Genomic DNA, 18,878 nt, shown 5'->3' on the forward strand with positions numbered 1-18,878 from the left:
GCTGGCGGCGATGCTAGCGAGCCGCGCCGCCGCCGCCCATGACCTAGGGCAAGAACAGGGGTTTCAGGCCTCGTCGAGGATGGGGCGCAGCTGCTCGTCCCATTGGTCCACATCGTCCGGGCCGATGTGCAGCCAGTCCATCGCCGCGCCATGGTGGGCGGCCCAGTCGGCGTCCTCGGGCAGCACCTCGTGCAGGCGCATCAGGTGCTCGGCGATCAGGCCGGCGGCCACCAGGGTATGGATCTCGGGCTCGATGCCGGCTTCGCCCAGCGAGGCGAAGTCGTGGTGCAGGCGGATCGCGCTCATCAACGCGGCCGGCAGGTTCCAGACCCGCGCCACCAGCGCACCCACCACCGCGTGGTCCGTGCGGTGGTTGGCGTTCTCGGTGGCGATGAAGGGGCGGTCGATGCGCGCCGCCGCCTCCACCATGGTGGCGCCATAGCCGCGCACGCTTTGCAGCAGCACCGGCATGCCGACATGGCAGAACAGGCCGTAGGTATGCGCCAGGTCGACCGACATGCCGGGCAGCTGTCGGGCGATGAAGCTCATGGCCAGCGCGCGCTTGCTGGAGCGCTCCCAGAAGCGCGCCAGCTGCGCGTTGTTGACCGGGATGCTGTTCTTGAGCAGAAAGCCCGTCATCACCGCCGCGGTCTCGTCCAGCCCCAGCCGCGTCATGGCCTGGCCCACGGTGCTGCAGGGCATGCCGTCGGCCAGGTGCAGCGGGCTGTTGGCCAGGCGCAGCAGGGTGGCCGACATGGCCACGTCGCTGGCGGCGATGCGTGCCACCTCGCTGAGGTCGGGCTGGGCCTCGGCCATCGCTGCGCGCAGGCGCGTCAGCAGCTCGGGGCAGGGCGGGATCTTGATGTGCTGGAGCGGGCCCGAGGCGCGGGCGCGGTCCAGCTCTTGACGTACTGCTTGGGATTTCATGGCGGTCTGTAAGGGTCGGCGGATTATGGCCCGCCCCTGCGTCGCCCCCGGCCGGCGACTGCGGCAAATTGCCCGAAACCGGGGGCCGCGTGTGGCGCGTCGAAGCGACGCCACAGGCCAGCCTGTACAGTGCCGCAAGCCCTATGACGATGCCCTGATGTCAAGTCCCGGAATCCTGCTGCGCTTGCGCGCCGGCCTTGGCCTGGCGCTGCTGCTGGGCTGGGCGGGCGGCGGCCAGGCCTGGGATGTGCCTGGCTTTCTGGAGGCCGCAGCGCAGCGCGGCCCGCGCACCCTGGTGGCGGCCAAGGCCTTGCAGCAGCTGGTCGAACGCGTCAGCACGCAGGACGAGGAGCAGCGCCTGCAGGCGCTCAACCAATTCTTCAACCAGCGCATTGCCTTCCGCGACGATATCGAGGTCTGGGGCCAGCAGGACTACTGGGCCAGCCCGCTCGAGATGCTGGAAAAAGGCCAGGGTGATTGCGAGGACTATTCGATCGCCAAGTATTTCAGCCTGGTGGCCGCCGGCGTGCCCGAGGCCAAGCTGCGCATGGTCTATGTGCGCGCGCAGTTCCGCGGACGCAGCCAGGCGCATATGGTGTTGGCCTACTATGCGCAGCCGCAGGCCGAGCCGCTGATCCTGGACAACCTGGTGCCCGAGTTGCGCCCGGCCTCGGCGCGCGGCGATCTGCAGCCGGTGTTCAGCTTCAACAGCGAGGGACTGTGGCAGGGCGTGGGCAGCGCCAGCGCCGGCAGCCCGCTGGCGCGGCTGTCGCAATGGCGCGACTTGCTGGCCAAGGTGAAGGCCGAAGGCTTCTGAACATGATCAAGCGAGGAGAATGCAGCCCATGTCGCTGATACGTCAAATCTGGCTTCTGGTGCTGAGCGTGGTGCTGCTGTCGCTGCTGGGCAGCGTGGTGGTGTCCACCGGCTCGCTGCGCCAGCTGATGCAGACCCAGCTGCAGCTCAAGAACGGCGACAACGCCAACGCATTGGCGCTGGCGATGTCGCAGCAGGGCGGCGACGCCGAGCTGATGGCGCTGCTGATCTCGGCCCAGTTCGACACCGGTGCCTATGAGAGCGTGGTGTGGAAGCGCAACGACGGCAGCATCGCCTTCGAGCGCCATGCGCCGCCGCTGCTCGCCTCCAAGGCGCCCGGCTGGTTCCTGAGCCTGACGCCGATCCCGACCGAGGCCGGCGTGGCCAAGGTGTCGAACGGCTGGAACGCGGTGGGCTCGGTGGAGGTGAAGAGCCAGTCCGCCTATGCGCATGACGCGCTCTGGAGCAGCACCTTGCGCAGCGCGCTGCTGCTCTTGGCGCTGGGCAGCCTGGCGGGGCTGGCGGCGCTGGCGGTGCTGCGCCGCATACGCCAGCCGCTGGACGCCGCGGTGGCGCAGGCCAATGCGGTGGTGCGCGGCGAGTTCGGCACGGTCGACGAGTCCAAGGTGCCCGAGCTGCAGCGCCTGACCGGCGCGATGAACAGCATGGTGCTGCGCGTGAAGAGCATGTTCGAGGCCCAGGCCGAGCAGCTGCAGGTGCTGCGCCAGCAGGCGCATTGCGACGCGCTCACCGGCATGAGCCATCGGAAGCAATTCCTGGCCGAGCTGGAGTCGGCACTTTCGCGCGACGAAGGCCCCAGCCATGCCGGCCTGGTGCTCTTGCGCCTGCGCGATCTGGCGGGCCTGAACCAGAGCCTGGGCCATGCCGCCACCGACCAACTGCTGGTGGCGATAGCGCGCGCGATCCAGGTCTATCCCGAGCGCGTGCATGGCTGCCTGGCCGGCCGCCTGAACGGCGCGGACTTCGCGCTCTGGCTGCCGGCCCCCCGGGTGGCGGCCGAGACCGCCGAGGCCCTGGCCGAGGCCCTGCGCGCCAGCCTGCCGGCCTTCGGCTCCGGCATCCAGGTGGCGCTGGGTGCCATCGAGCTGCCGCGCGAGCGCGCCGCCAGCCATTGGTTTGCCCAGGCCGATGTGGCGCTGGCGCGTGCCGAGGCCGGCAGCGGCGTGGTGGTGCAGGCGCTCGTCGCGGCCGAGCCGGAGCGCTATCTGCAGGGCGAGCGCGCCTGGCGCCTGCAGATCAGCGAAGCGCTGCAGGCGCGCCGCGCGCGTTTGCTGGAGTTCCCGGTGATCGACCGCGAGCGCCGCCTGGTGCATCTGGAATGCCCCTTGCAGCTGCGCCTGGACGAGCAGGCCGAGTTCGAAAATGCGGCGCGCTGGCTGCCGCTGGCGGTGCGCAACCGCCTCACCGCCGAGGTGGACCTGTGCGCGATTGCGCTGGCGCTGGAGGCGAACGCGCATGACGAGCAATGGCGCTGTGTCAACGTGGCGCCGGCCTCGCTGCTGGACGGCGGCTTTGTGGCGCGCGTGCGCGAGCTGGTGTTCCACGCGCCGCAGGCCGCACGCCGCCTCGGCCTGGAGCTGGCCGAATCGGCCGCGACGCATCATTTCGAGCTGCTGCACGAGCTGGGCCGGCAGCTGCGCCCGCTGGGCGTGCGGCTGGGCCTGGAGCATGCCGGTGCCGGCCTGGCCCAGGTGGATCGGCTCTACCAGGCCGGCCTCGACTATGTGAAGCTGGACAGCGCGGTGGTGAGCGGCGTCTCGGGCGACGCCGCCCGCGCCGCCTTCGTGCGCGGCATGGTCATCATGCTGCGCAGCCTCACGCTCAAGGTCTATGCCGAGGGCGTGACCGACGCGCTCGACGTGCAGGCGCTGTGGGACTGCGAGATCGACGGCGTCACCGGGCCCTGGGCGACGGGGCAGTTGATCAAGCCGTGAGGGGTGGGGGAGCGCGGGGGGCTGATGGCTTGGGTGAGTGGGAGGGGCGGGCGGGCTGTGACCTGGGCTGGTGCTCGCACTGGTTCGGTGTATGTATGCGCAATTGACCCTGAGTAGATCTCCGAATCACCGATCTCGCTGCTGAAAAGCTCTCGCTCATTTCTGATCTGTCGCGGAGAGGGCGCGCCAGCCAACTATCGGCAAGCCGCACTTGTCGATAGTCAGCGTAGCCGGTGTCGCCGAGCGGTACGGTTGCTTTAGGTGTCAGTCCCCCTGCGTCTGCTCCTTGCTGCGTTGGAGGGGCGTTCACAGTGATGGCTTTCGTTCCGCCATACGTGGCACTGCCTGTTGGCATCAGCGCTACTGCTGCCAACTGGGCCAGTCGTACGGCACCAGCGCCGGTGGATTCATCCAAGGTTCCTCCACGAGTGCACGCTGGAACCACTCGTCCGCGAAGTTTGCGTGCTCTGTGACAATGAGCTGGAATCCAGGCACCACAGTCTTTGTGTAGTCGAGCAGGATCTCGAACAAGCGCCTTGCGGCAACCAAGTCTGCGTCCTTTGTCTGCTGCACGCGCTCGATGTCGCCGGCGGCCGCTTCATAGGCAATCTGCGTGGGGAAGTACACCTGCGTTGGCTGATCGAGCATCAAGAAGCGTGGGATCGGGACGCCGTTCTTGGAAGCGTAGTGATGCATCGCCAGCAGGGCGGACATGTGATATGCGAGCCAGTTGGCACCGCCACCTGTCCGCTTCATGGGCACCGGATTGCCGGGCCTCTGAACCACAACCGTGAGGTCGCGCATGTCCAGCCAGAATGGAAACTCCGAGAAGAACGGCTTGAACTCGCCGACGAGCGAAGTCATCGTTGAGGAGATGTTCGTCAGAACCGAGTGCATCCGCGCTTCAGCATCGTCGTCGGCGCCGGCGTCCAACATGATCTGATCCAGTTTGGCCTGGAGGCGCTGCACCTTGGCCTTCAACGTGTTGATGGCGTGGCTGGGCTGTAGGCTTTCAAGGTAGAAGCTCACGCGGCCCTGCACCCGGGTCGCCTGGGCATTGGTGTCCTCTAAAGCCGCGGCCTTTTCCTCGATCAGCACCGCGGCGTTGATGCTCTGCTCTACCTGGCGAATTTCAGCTGCCAGTTGGCTGGACTTCTCGGTCAAGATCGCAAGTCGCTGATCCAGCCGTGGACGGGCACCGCCGACGGCTTGAAGTTCTTGGCTGAGGCTTGCAAGTTCACCCAGAAGCGCCTGAGCAATGCCATCCATGCGAGCGTCCTCTTCCCTGAGGAACGGCCACTGCCAAGCGCCATCTGCACTGTGAGGTAGGGCGTTGATGGATTCCAGCCTCGCCCGCTGTTCATGAACCTCACTCTCGAAGTCAGAGGCCCCTTTCACGTACCGCTGGGCGGCCGCAATCTCGCCCTGTACGCTGTTGCGCTGCATGCGCAAGCTGAGCCGGCGCGCTTGTAGCTTGGCCATCTCAGTGTTGGCCATCAGAGGAGTAGATCTAGGCGTCCAGCTCAGCACCTGGCGCAGGGATGCAACCAGATCGTTGCCCGGGGCGGTGCCCTCTAGCACATCCGTAGCCGCAGTGCCGCCGAATGGGATGCCGACGGCGCGCGCCTCGGCAAGCAGCCCAACACCCTTGGTGTCGAGCGCGTCCTCAGCCTCTTCGGCGGAACGCAGTTCCTTGGTGGCAATCCTCAAGTCACGCTGCGTGGCTCGGCGGTTGGCCTCCGTCTCCATGTCGGCAATCTGCGAGATCCCGAATAGCACCGCGAAGGTGTCCCGGATAGCCTGGGGGAGGTGTTCTTCGCTCTGCCTGTAGAACAGAAGATCCTTGCTGGCGACCAGTCCTTGCTTTTGGAATAGGTAGTAGGTGGTGTGCTTAACGTTCACTGAGTAACTGGCGCGGCTGCTGCGCTCCGGTACCGAGGTCTTTGTCTCGGGAATACCGAGCAATGAAGAAAGTACCTGTTGAACGAGTTCGTCGCCACCGTTGTGGGCGAGATCCTTGAAGTCAGGAGTCTTAATTTGTGCACCGCGCAGCAGCATTGCGAGGGAGCACTGGACACGCCCGGGCTTCGGATTCGGCTTTGCGACGAACACCTGCTGACCAGGAAACTGGAAGGTGACAGCGAACCAGGACACCTTCTCGCGAATGAATCCCTCTGCAATCTTGCAGTCGGCCTCGCCCATGCAGTACTCGACGATGTCGGAGAGCGACGATTTTCCGGTGGACGCTAGGCCCGTGATGATGTTCAACCCTTCGGTTTCAAAAGGGAGATCCCGCCGGCGCCCGTCATGGCTGTAGATATGGATAGAGGCAATCTTCATGGGCGGACAGATAGGCTTGTGTAGATGGTCACGCGATCATTGATGCGTGCGAAATCGCGGCCGACGACCGTGGCGGCCAAGCGGCATGCTTCAGCGTCTGCTGTTGGCAGCGATTTTGGAGATACCTTGCGAGGCAGTAAGCGAATGCATCCGTCGTCTGCGACCGCGATGCAACCTTTGCTCGACAGCAGGGCAAACGCCTCAAGCGCGTACTGCACGAGCGCCTTGGCACGTGGCGCGAAGTGAATCAACAGCTCAGGACGCAGGGCGATGACCCGCAGGACGGAAATCGTCTTGTTGTCGAGAATCTCATCCCGGGTCGTTGGGTGCAGACAAAGCGGCAGCACCAGCAGCGTGAGGGAGTAAGGCATCGGCTTACCGGAAATGCGTTCGTACTCGCGGATGGCTGCAGCGATGACGAGCGCGCAGAACGCAGGGTTGAAGAGGTTGCGCTCCTCGAATGGTCGTTCTCTCCAGTCAATCACGGTGCCGTCTCCGCCGCTGCCTTCAGCATGTCGAGGAACTTCGGGTGCCAGTAAACGCGCGGCTCGGGCTTCTCTTCAGCCAGGATGTGAAAACTGCCTCGACGGATAAAGTCCTCGGTGACCTGCTTGCGAATCTGAAGGTGCCTCGACTCGTTCTCTGCCCATTGGTACAGGCGCTGCCCAGCTTCCAGGAGTTGAGTTTCGTCATTAAGGCCTTTGATGGAGGCCCAAGACCTTGCACGTTTCCATTCTTCGACAAGCCGAGCTTCGAACTTCTTCATCTCACCACCCAATAACACGTCAACCCGTGCCCAATGCGAACGCTGGGAAACGGCGCGGTAGAAGTCCAGGATGGCCATCTCGAGGCCGATGGTGTCGATGCCGATTGCGCGAAGCTGCTGGACGAACTGGCGTGGGTCGTTCAAGGGATCAACCCCTTCAGGCGGAATCTCTTCTTCAAACGTGATTGGCAAGCGCTCATCGTGGTACTGGCTGGAGATTGAGGAGACCATCAGCCACACCTCCGAAGACGTGATGGGTGCACGCTTCTTCCGGATGAGCTCGATGGCCTGACCCAACCACCAGCCTTCAAGACGCTCTCGAACGTCAGTGCGGAACTTAGGGACGACCGACTTCAGCTGCTTGGCAACCGCGGCCTCGAGCTCGTTGATACGAAGTGAGCAGTCCGCGATGACGATGCGGGAAAAGAAGTCGCCAAGTTCGGCGTCGCTCAGGCCGGTCATCGAAGCGCTGATCTCTTTGCTCAGCTCAGTCGAGGAGGTTTGCAGCTCGGCGAGCAGCTTGGCGACGAAGTCCTCCGGCCTAGGCTCTGCCCCACCTTGGAAATGCTTCAGCATCGACTTCGGTCCGACACGAGCTGTCGTTGCCATGCAGTAGCTGTGGCTACAGGCCAGCTTGCCGTCCCGCTTGTAGCGGTCCAGCCAGATGCGCACGGACTTCCAGAAGTCGGCAGAAAGCGTGCCTACAGTTTCGCCCTCCTGCTTGTGCTTGAGGGAGATTAGGGTGTCCTTGCCGTTGATGTCCTTCACTTGGACATCGTCGTCGGCTTCTATGAGCAGGGACGAACTCTCGTCATCCTGCCTCATGAGGTGCGCCAGTGCGAACCGAATTTGGTAGACGTAGCCCAAGCCTTGCTCGCCAGCGGCGTACTTATCTGTCTGAGTTGCCACTTTCCTTCCTCCCTATTCGCCCTCAACCGGGTGCATGTGTACCTGTCGTCCATATTTGGATCTGCAGGCGAATGCCATCGCGCGACCGCGAGCACCAATCGTCGCATAGCTCCCGCCCCAAAACGCCCAACAGCTTGTTCAGCGAACTGATGAGGACTTGAGTTCGCACACCTCAGGGTTGGATGTGACTTGGATGACGAACGGGAACGAGTGCCGACGCTCGGCACGCATCGCCAAGCAGCGACAGCACGCACTTGTCGATAACCAGTTTCTGCAGCGCATGAATAGGGTGCTGCAAAGCTGGCGTTCGTGGGCGTCAGCTCCTGGCCGCGCGTGCCCCTCAGCCAATATCCGCGCAATGCAGCAGGTAGTCTCGCCCCAGGCGCCGGTCCTCGAAGAAGCGTTGCAGGGTCTCGCGCACGGTGCGGAAGGCGAGTTCGTCCCAGGGGATCTCGTGCTCGTGGAACAGCCGCGCCTCGAGCGATTCGGGTCCGAGGTCGAAGCGGTCGCTGAGCAGGCGGGCGCGGTAGTACATATGGATCTGCCCGACCCTGACGACGTTCAACACGCAGTAGAGGTTCTGCAGCTCGATCTGCGCGCCGGCCTCTTCGTCGGTCTCGCGCCGCGCACCCTCGGCGCTTGTTTCGCCCAGTTCCAGAAAGCCCGCCGGCAGGGTCCAGAGGCCGTAGCGCGGCTCGATGGCGCGCTTGCACAGCAGCACCTGCTCGCCCCACACCGGCAGCGTGCCCACCACATTGATGGGGTTCTCGTAGTGGATGGCGGCGCAGGCGGTGCAGGTGGCGCGCTCGCGGTTGTCGTCGGCCGGCACGCGGTACTCCACGGGGCTGCCGCAGCTGGGGCAATGCTTGAATCGGCGCGTCAGGAACATGGGGCCAGTGTATCGGCTGCGTGGCATGATCTTGGCTCCGGTCCCAAGGCTGAACCCATCATGGAACTCTTCAATTACTACCGCTCTTCCGCGTCCTTCCGTGTGCGCATCGCGCTGGCCCTGAAGGGCCTGGAGTACGACTACAAGCCGGTGCATCTGGCCAGGAACGAGCAGTTCAACGAGTCCTACGCCGCGGTGTCGGCCTCGCGCCTGGTGCCGCTGCTGCGCGACGGCGATGCGGTGATCACCCAGTCCATGGCCATCATCGAATACCTGGACGAGACCCATCCCGAGCCGCCGCTGCTGCCCAAGACGGCGCTGGCGCGCGCCTATGTGCGCGGCCTGGCGCAGGACATCGCCTGCGAGATCCACCCGCTCAACAATCTGCGCGTGCTGCGCTACCTGACGCGCGATCTGGGCCTGGCCGAAGAGGCCAAGGACCGCTGGTACCGCCATTGGGTCGAGACCGGGCTGGAGGTGGTGGAGCAACGCCTTGCCAAGGAAGGCCATGCGGGCCGCTTCTGCTTCGGCGATGCACCCGGCCTGGCCGAATGCGTGCTGGTGCCGCAGATCTTCAACGCCCAGCGCTTCAACTGCCGGCTCGACCATGTGCCGCGCCTGATGCAGGTGTTCGAGGCCTGCATGCAGCTCGATGCCTTCATCAAGACCCAGCCCAGCGCCTGCCCCGATGCGGAGTGAGTTGATACACGAGGATTGGCTGCGCCCCGACTGGCAACTGCCCGCCGACTGGCCGGCCATCCGCGCCTTCATGACGACGCGGGCCGGCGGCGTCAGCCAGGGCGCGCATGCCAGCATGAACCTGGGCCGCGCCGTCGAGGACGAGCCGGCCGCGGTGGCCGCCAACCGGGCCTTGCTGGCACAGGCCCTGGGTGCGCCGGCGGTGTTTCTGCACCAGGTGCATGGCGCCGATGTCTTGACGCTGGACCGCACGCACCTGGATGGTGAGCGGCCCGTTTTTGATGCCGCCATCAGCACCACCGTGGGGCTGGGCTGTGCCATCCAGGTGGCGGACTGCCTGCCGGTGCTGTTCGCCGCGCGTGGCGGGGTGGGCGGCGCCCATGCGGGCTGGCGCGGGCTGGCGGCCGGGGTGCTGGAGCACACCGTGGCGGCGCTCTGCGAGGCCAGCGGCAGCGCCCCGGACGAGCTCTATGCCTGGCTGGGCCCCTGCATAGGGCCGCAGCGTTTCGAGGTGGGCGCCGAGGTGCTGCAGGCCTTTGGCAGCGCTGCGGCGGCGCCCGATGCGCGCTTCTTCACCTACCGCGCCAACGCCGCGGGCGAGCCGCGCTGGCTGGCCAATCTGCCGGCGCTGGCGCGTGCGCGTCTGAGTGCCGCGGGCCTGCGCCACATCAGCGGCGGCCACTGGTGCACGCTCAGCGAGCCCTCACGGTTCTTTTCCTTCCGCCACGAGCGGCTCGGCGGTCGCATGGCCGCTGCCATCAGCCTGGTTTGACGGCTGTTTTGGGGCCTGGTCCGTGGCCTCGGCACGCCGCCTTGCGGCGCGCCGTGCCGGCGTGCCCAGCAGATAGAGCACGATGCTCACCGGCAGCGCGCCGTAGAGCGCAAAGGTGACGATGGCCCCCAGCACCGAGCCCTGGCTGCTGCTGGCCTCGGCCAGCGCCATCATCAGCGCCACATAGATCCAGGCGATCGCAACCAGGTACATCCGTGAAGCCCCGTCATAAGAAGGTAAGGATGCGAGGTTACAACAGCAACTATGGCAAGCTTCTTGCCTGGCTCTTGTCATGAGCCAGCGTGAGCAACAAGCAAGTTTCAGCCCAAGGAGACACATGAGGTCGAAGAAACAACAAGAGGCCAGCGGCAAGGCAGATCCCCTGACGCTGAATGCCGCCGCAGAGATGGCCGCAGGCCTGGGCGAAACGATGAAGACCCTGGCCGGCCTGCAGATTCCGATGCAAAGCCTGGCCGAGCTGCAGGCCGACTACCTGAAGCAGGCGACGGCGCTGTGGAACAACTCCCTGTCCCCCGAAAAGGCGGCAGCCAAGCCCAAGCTGGGCGATCGACGCTTTGCCGCCGAGGCCTGGAGCGCCAGCCCGGCCTCCAGCTTCATGGCCCAGCTCTATCTGCTCAACGCGCAGACCCTGCAGCGCATGGCCGAGCAGGTGCAGGGCGATGCCAAGACGCGCGCGCGCATCCGTTTCTCGGTGCAGCAGTTCGTCGACGCCTCGGCGCCCAGCAACTTTCTGGCGCTAAATCCTGAGGCGCAGAGCCTGGCCCTGCAGACCCAGGGCGAGAGCATCGCCAAGGGCATGCAGCTGCTGTGGGCCGATGTGCAGCGCGGCCGTGTCTCGCAGACCGACGAGGCCGCCTTCGAGGTGGGCCGCAATGTGGCCACCACCGCCGGCGACATCGTGTTCGAGAACGAGTTCTTCCAGCTCATCGAATACAAGCCGCTCACCAAGGAGGTGCACGAGCGGCCCTTTCTGCTGGTGCCGCCCTGCATCAACAAGTTCTACATCCTGGACCTGCAGCCGGATAACTCCTTGATCCGTTATGCGGTGGAGCAGGGCCATCGCACCTTTGTGGTGAGCTGGCGCAACCCGGACGAGAGCTGCAAGGCCTGGACCTGGGACGACTACATCGAGCATGCGCCCATCAAGGCGATCGAGGTGGTGCAGGCCATCAGCGGCGCCAAGACCATCAACGCGCTGGGCTTCTGCGTCGGCGGCACCATACTCGCCACCGCGCTGGCGGTGCTGGCGGCGCGCGGCCAGCATCCGGTGGAAAGCCTGACGCTGCTGACCACGCTGATCGATTTCTCCAGCAACGGCGTGCTCGACCTGTTCGTCGACGAGGCCTCGGTGAAGCTGCGCGAGATGACGCTGGGCCCCGATGCGCCCAAGGGCCCGGGCCTGCTGAAGGGCCAGGAGCTGGCCACCACCTTCAGCTTCCTGCGCCCCAACGACCTGGTGTGGAACTATGTGGTGGGCAACTACCTCAAGGGTGAGGCGCCACCGGCCTTTGACCTGCTGTACTGGAACGGCGACTCCACCAACCTGCCCGGCCCGATGTACTGCTGGTACCTGCGCCACACCTATCTGCAGAACGAACTGAAGATCCCGGGCCAGCTCGAGGTCTGCGGCGAGGCCATCGACCTCGGCAAGATCAAGGCGCCGGTCTATATCTACGGCTCGCGCGAGGACCATATCGTGCCCTGGGACAGCGCCTACCGCAGCACCCAGGTGTTCAGCGGCAAGAAGCGCTTCGTGCTGGGCGCCTCGGGCCATATCGCCGGCGTCATCAACCCGCCGGCCAAGGGCAAGCGCAGCCACTGGGTCGGCAAGACGGCGGCCCTGCCCGCGAGCGCCAACGAGTGGCTGGACAGCGCCGTGGAGCATCCCGGCAGCTGGTGGACCGATTGGTCGCAATGGCTGGCCGCGCATGCCGGCGCGATGAAGCCCGCACCCAAGGCGCCGGGCAATCGCAGCTACAAGGCGATCGAGCCGGCACCGGGCCGCTACGTCAAACAAAAAGCCTGAACAAGGCTTTGTTTCCGCATCTCACACTGGAGTAGACAAACATGAGCACCGACATCGTCATCGTCGCCGCCGCGCGCACCGCCATCGGCAAGTTCGGCGGCACGCTCGCCAAGACCCCGGCCCCCGAGCTGGGTGCCGTGGTGGTGAAGGAGCTGCTGCGGCGCAGCGGCCTGGAGGCCGGCCAGATCGGCGAGCTGATCCTGGGCCAGGTGCTCACCGCCGGCTCGGGCCAGAACCCGGCGCGCCAGACCGTCATCAAGGCCGGCCTGCCCAATAGCGTGCCGGCCATGACCATCAACAAGGTCTGTGGCTCGGGTCTGAAGGCGGTGATGCTGGCCGCGCAGGCGATTCGCGATGGCGACTCCGAGATCGTGATTGCCGGCGGCCAGGAGAACATGAGCCTGGCACCGCATGTGCTACCGGGCTCGCGCGATGGCCAGCGCATGGGCGACTGGAAGCTGGTCGACACCATGATCGTCGACGGCCTCTGGGACGTCTACAACCAGTACCACATGGGCATCACGGCCGAAAACGTGGCCAAGGCCTACGGCATCAGCCGCGAGGCACAGGATGCGCTGGCGCTGGGCTCGCAGCAAAAGGCCGCCGCGGCGCAGGACGCCGGCCGCTTCAAGGACGAGATCGCCGCCGTCACGATCCCGCAGAAAAAGGGCGATGCGATCGTCTTTGACGCCGACGAGTTCATCAATCGCAAGAGCAATGCCGAGGCCCTGGCGGGCCTGCGCCCGGCCTTCGACAAGGCCGGCAGCGTCACCGCCGGCAATGCCTCCGGGCTGAACGACGGCGCGGCCGGCCTGCTGCTGATGAGCGCGGCCAAGGCCGCGGCCCTGGGCCTGACGCCGCTGGCGCGGATTGCCTCCTACGCCAGCGCCGGCCTGGACCCCGCCACCATGGGCATGGGCCCGGTGCCAGCGGCGCGCAAGGCGCTGGAGCGCGCCGGCTGGAAGCCGCAAGACCTGGACCTCTTGGAAATCAACGAGGCCTTTGCGGCCCAGGCCTGCGCGGTGCATCAGGAGATGGGCTGGGACCTCGGTCGCGTCAACGTCAACGGCGGCGCCATCGCGCTGGGCCATCCGATCGGCGCCTCGGGCGCGCGCATCCTGGTGACGCTGCTGCACGAGATGCAGCGCCGCGACGCGAAAAAAGGCATTGCCTCGCTGTGCATCGGCGGCGGCATGGGCGTGGCGCTGACGGTGGAGCGCTGAGCTCGGGAGTTTCACCCATAGGGGCAACCCGCTTGACCCCCAGCGGGGCTTGGCGGAGCCTAGGGACGCGTCTTCTTCGATAGTGAGACCGTCCGTGGGGGTGCAGAGGACGCGGCACCCGCGCGGACAACAGCAGCAAGCAAGCAAGCCATGGAGGCGAAGGAGATTCATATGAGCCAGAAGATTGCATACGTGACCGGCGGCATGGGTGGCATCGGCACCGCGATGTGCCAGCGCCTGCACAAGGAAGGCTTCAAGGTCATAGCGGGCTGCGGCCCCAGCCGTGATTTCGACAAATGGATCAGCGAGCAGGCTGCGCTGGGCTACACCTTCCACGTCTCGGTGGGCAATGTGGCCGACTGGGATTCCACCGTCGCCGCCTTTGCCAAGGTCAAGGCCGAGCATGGCCCCATCGACGTGCTGGTGAACAACGCCGGCATCACGCGCGACGGCATGTTCCGCAAGATGAGCCGCGCCGACTGGGACGCGGTGATCGACACCAACCTAAACTCGATGTTCAACGTCACCAAGCAGGTGATCGAGGACATGCTGGACCGGGGCTGGGGCCGCATCATCAACATCTCCTCGGTGAACGGCGAGAAGGGACAGTTCGGCCAGACCAACTATTCCGCCGCCAAGGCCGGCATGCACGGCTTCACGATGGCGCTGGCGCAGGAAGTGGCGAGCAAGGGCGTGACGGTCAACACCGTGAGCCCGGGCTATATCGGCACCGACATGGTCAAGGCGATCCGCCAGGACGTGCTCGACAAGATCATCCAGACCATCCCCATCAAGCGCCTCGGCACCCCCGAGGAAATCGCCGCCATCGTGGCCTGGCTGGCGGGCGAGGACTCCGGCTTCACCACCGGTGCCGACTTCTCCTGCAATGGTGGGTTGCACATGGGGTGAGTTGCGAGCGAGGACAGTCCTGAGGACTGTCCGACCCGCAACGAACGACAGCCCACATCTCGTGTGGGCTGGCCGGGGAAAGAACGCCGGTCCACGTCTTGCGTGGGCCGGCCGTGGGAAAGAACGACAGCCCACATCTTGCGTGGGCCGTCCCTTCAATTGGCCTTGCCGCGACCGCGCAGCTTCAGCGAGCCCACGACGAGCAGACCCAGGGCCAGGCTGGCCCAGGTGCTGGGCTCGGGCACGGCCGAGATGTTGTAGGTCACGTCCTGCGAGAAGCTGCTGCCCTCAAAGGGGCCCGAGCCATGCGTCAGCGTGGTGACATGCAACTGGTGCTGGCCGTAGGAGAGCGGCTGCATCGCCACCAGGTAGCCGTCCACAATGGCCGGCACCACCGATTCCGGCACGCCGGCGATGTTGTTGGCGCCGAAGCTGAGCGGGAACAAGGGCGAGTGCTGGCGGAACTGTTCCAGTGAACTGAAACCCGCCGGCATCAGCGCCGGTGCCCCGTCGACGGTCAGGCTTAGCATGGGGTTGACGCCCTGCACATTGGCCGCCTCCTGGCGGATCGCCGCTTCGGTCATGAGGCTGCCGCCCATCCAGTCGATCACGCTGGTGAGATTGATCACCAGGCTCTGGTCCGTGCGCACCGTGAGATTGCGAACCACCGGGTCCGTGGTGAACGATCCGCCCAGGAAGAAGAAGGCGCCCTGGTCACCGGCCGCGGCATTGGCGCCACTGTCATCCAGCATCGGGTTGCTGTCGGCTGGGTATTTGATGGCCCACTGACCAAACTGGGCCGCGATATAGCTCTGGCTCAGCTGTGCCACAGGGGCATCGGGCGCGATCAGCTGTTGCGCCAGCACGGGGCCGGTGCCGATGGCGAGCAGGGTGGCCGAAGCCAGCCCGATCAGAGTGCGCTTGACGATGATGGACATGTCGTTCTCCCTAGGGACGAGGGGTTGAGGCTGGCGGACGCTGCTGCTGCCAGTGCCACGGCGTCTTGAACGATGTCTTGAGGCCGTGGCGGGACTGTCGCGTCGATCGGGCGGGCCGTCCTGAAAGCGCCTGAAGCAGGGCTGAAACTTGCTGAAAGTGCAGGGCCGCTGACATGACGAGTTCGGGACGCGCGCGCGGCGGTTTCAGAAGGCTTCAGCACGGTTTCAGGGCGTTTTATGACGGGCCGGCAGTTGGGGATGATGATGCAGCCATGGCGTCGCACAAGGTCTTTGCGGGTCACTCAGGGTTGATGCCCTCGCGCGGCGGCCCGGACTGCTTATGCTGCGGGAGGCCCCTTGCTTGGAGTACACGATGACAAGTTCATTGGCGCCCATGGGCTCTGCGTGTGTGGCGGGTGCACGGCCACCGCCGGGCTCAAGTACCCGCCTGTGGCAGGTGCTGCTGATTGCCATGTGCCTGGGCTTCATCGGCCTGCGGCTGTGGGGCCTGGCCTACCTTGAGCGCAGCATCCAGCCAGCGGCTGCGGGAGGCATGGGCGCCAAACTCGGCCGTGCCGATGGGCCGTTATGGCTTCGAGAGGTCAAGGCGCTGCAGGAAGGCTCCGACCTGGCGCGGCAGGGCGTGAAGCTAGGGGATCGGCTGTCCTTTGACCATGCCGGGGATGCCTGGCGCCCGATGGGGCTGGACGAGTTCATCCCCGTCACGATCGAGTCGCAAGGGCAGTTGCGGTCGCTGTCGGTGCGCACGATGCCCGATCCCGGTCGCATCAGCCCCATTCACGTCGCCGCGTCGCTGGGCGGCCTGGTGGATTGCTGGATGGCACTGAGCATTGCCTTGCTGATGAGTTGGCGGCGCGCCGACAGCAAGGCGATACGGGCGCTCTCGCTGGCCTTGGCGCTCTATGGTATTTCCGACATCGGCCCAACCCTGCCGGGCGGCTGGACGCAGACCCTGGTATTCCTGACCGGGAATGACGTCCAGTTCTTCATCTTCATTGCGGCCATCCTCTATTTCTCGATCGCCTACCCCGACGAACAGAGCCGATTCTCAACACGCTGGGTGCGCATCTCCTACCTCACGCTGGTCAGCGTGGGCTTGGCGCTGGCGCTGTTCGAAGCAGGGTTCTTCCTGCGAGTGGTGCCGCTGTCGTCGGCGGTGTGGCAGTACACGGTCGAGAGGGTCGCCCGGGCGCCCACCATCGTCGCGACGGGCGCTGCGCTGGTCTTTCTCTGCACCGCCTGGCGTCGTGCCAGCGGGACCACCAGGTACCGGGCTGCCTGGATCGGGGCCTGCGTGGCGATGCTGCTCCTGAGCAATTTGCTGTTCGCGGTGGCCGGTGCGCTACCTGGGCGCACCCGAGAGCGTGAACTCATCGTGACTTGCGTGCAGGCGGTCATGGACATCAGTGCCATGCTGGGCCTGGCCTATGCGGTGCTGCGCTACCGCGTCTTCGGCTTCGGTTTCGCCCTTAATCGCGCCCTGGTCTGGGGCTTGGTGCTGGCGGTGCTGTTGCTGGGCATGGCGCTGCTGCAGCGGCTGGGGGCGCGCTGGCCGGTGATGGCCGATCCGCGCGTCGCGGCCGGCGTGACGGTGCCGCTGGCGCTGCTGTTTTCGGGGGCGGTGCCGCGTTTGCGCGAGTGGGCCGACCAACTGGTGCAAAGGCTGGTCTACCGCAACTGGCACAGCAAGCAAGAGGCGCTCCTGACAGCGGCCATGGTGGCGGTCGGCCTGCAGGGCCAGCAGGCGCTGCTGAGCCACTATCTGCGTGCCATCAGTCGCTTCGCGGGTGGTGCGCAGGCCTCGGTCTACCAGGTGCAGTCCGAAGACGCTGGCAAGACCTGTCTACGCCTGGCGTCCACCGTCGCCCAGGCGCCGGAGGTGCTGAGCCTGAGCGCGGCGGAATCGCGCAGCCTGCAGGCCCATCGCCTGCCGGCCTCCCTGGCCTTGCGGGCGGGCAGCGATGCCCTGGCCGTGCCGCTGCTGCACCGCGACCAGCTGACGGGTTTTCTGTTGCTGGGCACCCGCCCCGATGCCGCCCCCTACCGGCCCGATGAGGTGCGCGCCCTGGCCAAGGCGGCGAACATGATGCAGGAAGACCTGCAGGCCGACGCCGCGCGCGCCCAGGCCCAGCTGCTGGAACAAAAGCTCGCCGCCGAGCTGCAGGCGCGCGAGGCGGCGCAGTCCGCCAACGTTGCCAAGAGCGCCTTCCTGGCCACGGTGAGCCACGAGATCCGTACGCCGATGAACGGGGTGATAGGCATGAGCGGCCTGCTGCTCAACTCGCCGCTGAGTGAAGAGCAGCGCGACCATGCCTTGACGATCCGCGAGTCGGCCGAGGCGCTGCTGACCATCATCAACGATGTGCTGGACTTCTCCAAGATCGAGGCCGGCAAGCTGGAGATCGAGGCGCAGCCCTTCGAGCTGCGCGACTGCGTGCGCCTGGCGCTCGATCTGGTGAGCGTGCGTGCCGCGCAAAAGGGGCTGCGCCTGCAATGCGTGGTGGACGAGGCGGTGCCGGTCGGCGTGCTGGGCGACGCCGCCCATCTGCGCCAGATCCTGCTCAATCTGCTGAGCAACGCGCTCAAGTTCACGGACGCGGGCGAGGTCCTGCTGCGGGTCTCGGCGCCGACGGCCGGACAGCTGACGTTTCAGGTGCGCGACACCGGCATCGGCCTGAGCGCAGAGGGCCGCGCGCGCCTGTTCCAGCGCTTCAGCCAGGCCGACAGCAGCATTGCCAGCCGCTACGGCGGCACCGGCCTGGGCCTGGCCATCAGCAAACAGCTGGCCGAACTGATGGGTGGCAGCATGGGCGTGCAGAGCGCCGGCCCGGGCCAGGGCAGCTGTTTCTTTTTCAGCATCCCGGCGCCGGCCGTGGCCGCCGAGCTGCTGCCGGCGCGGCCGGTGGCGGCGCCGGTGGCGATGGACCCGCAGATGGCGGCACGCCACCCGCTGCGCATCCTGCTGGCCGAGGACAACGGGGTGAACCAGAAGCTGGCCATGCGACTGCTGGCGCAGATGGGCTACCGCGCCGACCTCGCGAGCAATGGCCGCGAGGCGGTACAGAGCCTCGCGCGGCAGAGCTACGATCTGGTGCTGATGGATGTGCGCATGCCCGAGATGGACGGGCTGCAGGCCACCCGCGAAATCCTCGCCCGCTGGCCGGCCGCCGGGCAACGCCCCCGCATCGTGGCCATGACCGCCAACGCACTCAACGGCGACCGTCCGCAATGCCTGGCGGCCGGCATGGACGAACACCTCAGCAAGCCGCTGCGCGTCGAGGCGCTGATCGAGACCTTGGCGGCCACATCGAGGCGCACGGAGGCCTGAGCCATGAACATCGCAGTGATTGACACCCTTACCTTCGAGGCCCTGCAAGCCCATGCCGGGGCCGACTTCGTGCTGACCCTGCTGGACGCCTTTGCGGAAGAATCGCCGCAGCTGCTGGACGCGCTGCGCCAGGCGCTGCGGCAGCAGGATGGCGAGCGCTTCGAGACGGCGGCGCACACCTTGAAGAGCAATTGCGTGACCTTTGGCGCCACCCGCCTGGCCGAGGCAGCTGCCTGGCTGGAGTGCCAAGGGCCCGCGGTGGATGCCGGCTGTATCGATTTGCTGGCGGCGGAGCTGGCCGCGCTGCTGCCGGCCCTGCGGGCGCTGGCGAGCCGCTGA

16 protein-coding genes are annotated in these 18,878 nt (G+C 66.1%); 9 read left to right on the top strand and 7 right to left on the bottom strand.

The window, feature by feature from the left end:
- Window positions 1-63: 63 nt before the first annotated feature.
- Window positions 64-927 (bottom strand): HDOD domain-containing protein, encoded by an 864-nt coding sequence (locus tag WG898_RS13655; protein WP_339603358.1) that lies wholly within the window; start codon window positions 925-927, stop codon window positions 64-66.
- Between the two features lie 157 nt (window positions 928-1,084).
- Between WG898_RS13655 and WG898_RS13660 the strand changes: the two genes are divergently transcribed.
- Complete coding sequence (locus tag WG898_RS13660) at window positions 1,085-1,744, top strand: transglutaminase-like cysteine peptidase (protein WP_339603359.1); 660 nt, start codon at window positions 1,085-1,087, stop codon at window positions 1,742-1,744.
- A 28-nt stretch (window positions 1,745-1,772) separates the two neighbouring features.
- Entirely contained in the window at window positions 1,773-3,698 is a 1,926-nt protein-coding gene (locus tag WG898_RS13665) for a bifunctional diguanylate cyclase/phosphodiesterase (protein ID WP_339603360.1), read from the top strand.
- A gap of 360 nt (window positions 3,699-4,058) precedes the next feature.
- Here the strand turns inward: WG898_RS13665 and WG898_RS13670 are convergent, their stop codons facing one another.
- The 4 genes from WG898_RS13670 to WG898_RS13685 form a co-directional block, all read right to left on the bottom strand.
- Window positions 4,059-6,038, bottom strand: coding sequence for a DUF3732 domain-containing protein (locus tag WG898_RS13670; RefSeq protein ID WP_339603361.1), 1,980 nt, complete (start codon window positions 6,036-6,038; stop codon window positions 4,059-4,061).
- Entirely contained in the window at window positions 6,035-6,523 is a 489-nt protein-coding gene (locus WG898_RS13675) for a three component ABC system middle component (protein WP_339603362.1), read from the bottom strand. The genes WG898_RS13670 and WG898_RS13675 overlap by 4 nt, the downstream gene beginning before the upstream one ends.
- Window positions 6,520-7,713 (bottom strand): ABC-three component system protein, encoded by a 1,194-nt coding sequence (locus WG898_RS13680; RefSeq protein WP_339603363.1) that lies wholly within the window; start codon window positions 7,711-7,713, stop codon window positions 6,520-6,522. Before WG898_RS13680 ends, WG898_RS13675 begins: the two co-directional genes overlap by 4 nt.
- Before the next feature lie 340 nt (window positions 7,714-8,053).
- Window positions 8,054-8,602: an NUDIX hydrolase gene (locus WG898_RS13685; protein ID WP_339603364.1), complete on the bottom strand. Its 549-nt coding sequence runs from the start codon at window positions 8,600-8,602 to the stop codon at window positions 8,054-8,056.
- 60 nt (window positions 8,603-8,662) lie between these two features.
- Here WG898_RS13685 and maiA point away from each other — a divergent pair, with 60 nt between their 5' ends.
- Both maiA and pgeF read left to right on the top strand, forming a co-directional pair.
- Complete coding sequence (gene maiA, locus WG898_RS13690) at window positions 8,663-9,301, top strand: maleylacetoacetate isomerase (protein ID WP_339603365.1); 639 nt, start codon at window positions 8,663-8,665, stop codon at window positions 9,299-9,301.
- Window positions 9,291-10,073, top strand: a complete 783-nt coding sequence (gene pgeF, locus WG898_RS13695) for a peptidoglycan editing factor PgeF (protein ID WP_339603366.1) — start codon at window positions 9,291-9,293, stop codon at window positions 10,071-10,073. The genes maiA and pgeF overlap by 11 nt, the downstream gene beginning before the upstream one ends.
- On the opposite strand, the gene WG898_RS13700 is transcribed toward pgeF, so the two are convergent.
- Window positions 10,005-10,286 carry a hypothetical protein gene (locus tag WG898_RS13700; protein ID WP_339603367.1) on the bottom strand — a complete coding sequence of 94 codons (282 nt, stop codon included), beginning with the start codon at window positions 10,284-10,286 and terminating at the stop codon, window positions 10,005-10,007. The genes pgeF and WG898_RS13700 overlap by 69 nt on opposite strands.
- Window positions 10,287-10,410: 124 nt before the next feature.
- Here WG898_RS13700 and phaC point away from each other — a divergent pair, with 124 nt between their 5' ends.
- The 3 genes from phaC (at window position 10,411) to phbB (ending at window position 14,252) form a co-directional block, all read left to right on the top strand.
- Window positions 10,411-12,120 (top strand): class I poly(R)-hydroxyalkanoic acid synthase, encoded by a 1,710-nt coding sequence (phaC, locus tag WG898_RS13705; RefSeq protein ID WP_444718942.1) that lies wholly within the window; start codon window positions 10,411-10,413, stop codon window positions 12,118-12,120.
- A 41-nt stretch (window positions 12,121-12,161) separates the two neighbouring features.
- On the top strand, window positions 12,162-13,343 hold the full coding sequence (locus WG898_RS13710) for an acetyl-CoA C-acetyltransferase (protein ID WP_339603368.1): 1,182 nt from the start codon (window positions 12,162-12,164) through the stop codon (window positions 13,341-13,343).
- A 171-nt stretch (window positions 13,344-13,514) separates the two neighbouring features.
- On the top strand, window positions 13,515-14,252 hold the full coding sequence (gene phbB / locus WG898_RS13715; RefSeq protein WP_339603369.1) for an acetoacetyl-CoA reductase: 738 nt from the start codon (window positions 13,515-13,517) through the stop codon (window positions 14,250-14,252).
- 155 nt (window positions 14,253-14,407) lie between these two features.
- Here the strand turns inward: phbB and WG898_RS13720 are convergent, their stop codons facing one another.
- On the bottom strand, window positions 14,408-15,190 hold the full coding sequence (locus tag WG898_RS13720; RefSeq protein WP_339603370.1) for a PEP-CTERM sorting domain-containing protein: 783 nt from the start codon (window positions 15,188-15,190) through the stop codon (window positions 14,408-14,410).
- A gap of 373 nt (window positions 15,191-15,563) precedes the next feature.
- Between WG898_RS13720 and WG898_RS13725 the strand changes: the two genes are divergently transcribed.
- Both WG898_RS13725 and WG898_RS13730 read left to right on the top strand, forming a co-directional pair.
- Entirely contained in the window at window positions 15,564-18,539 is a 2,976-nt protein-coding gene (locus WG898_RS13725; protein ID WP_339603371.1) for an ATP-binding protein, read from the top strand.
- A gap of 3 nt (window positions 18,540-18,542) precedes the next feature.
- The gene (locus WG898_RS13730) at window positions 18,543-18,878 is read left to right on the top strand and encodes an Hpt domain-containing protein (RefSeq protein WP_339603372.1); all 336 of its coding nucleotides are present in this window, start codon (window positions 18,543-18,545) and stop codon (window positions 18,876-18,878) included.

The organism is Paucibacter soli (assembly GCF_037482845.1).
Classification (GTDB): domain Bacteria; phylum Pseudomonadota; class Gammaproteobacteria; order Burkholderiales; family Burkholderiaceae_C; genus Paucibacter_B; species Paucibacter_B soli.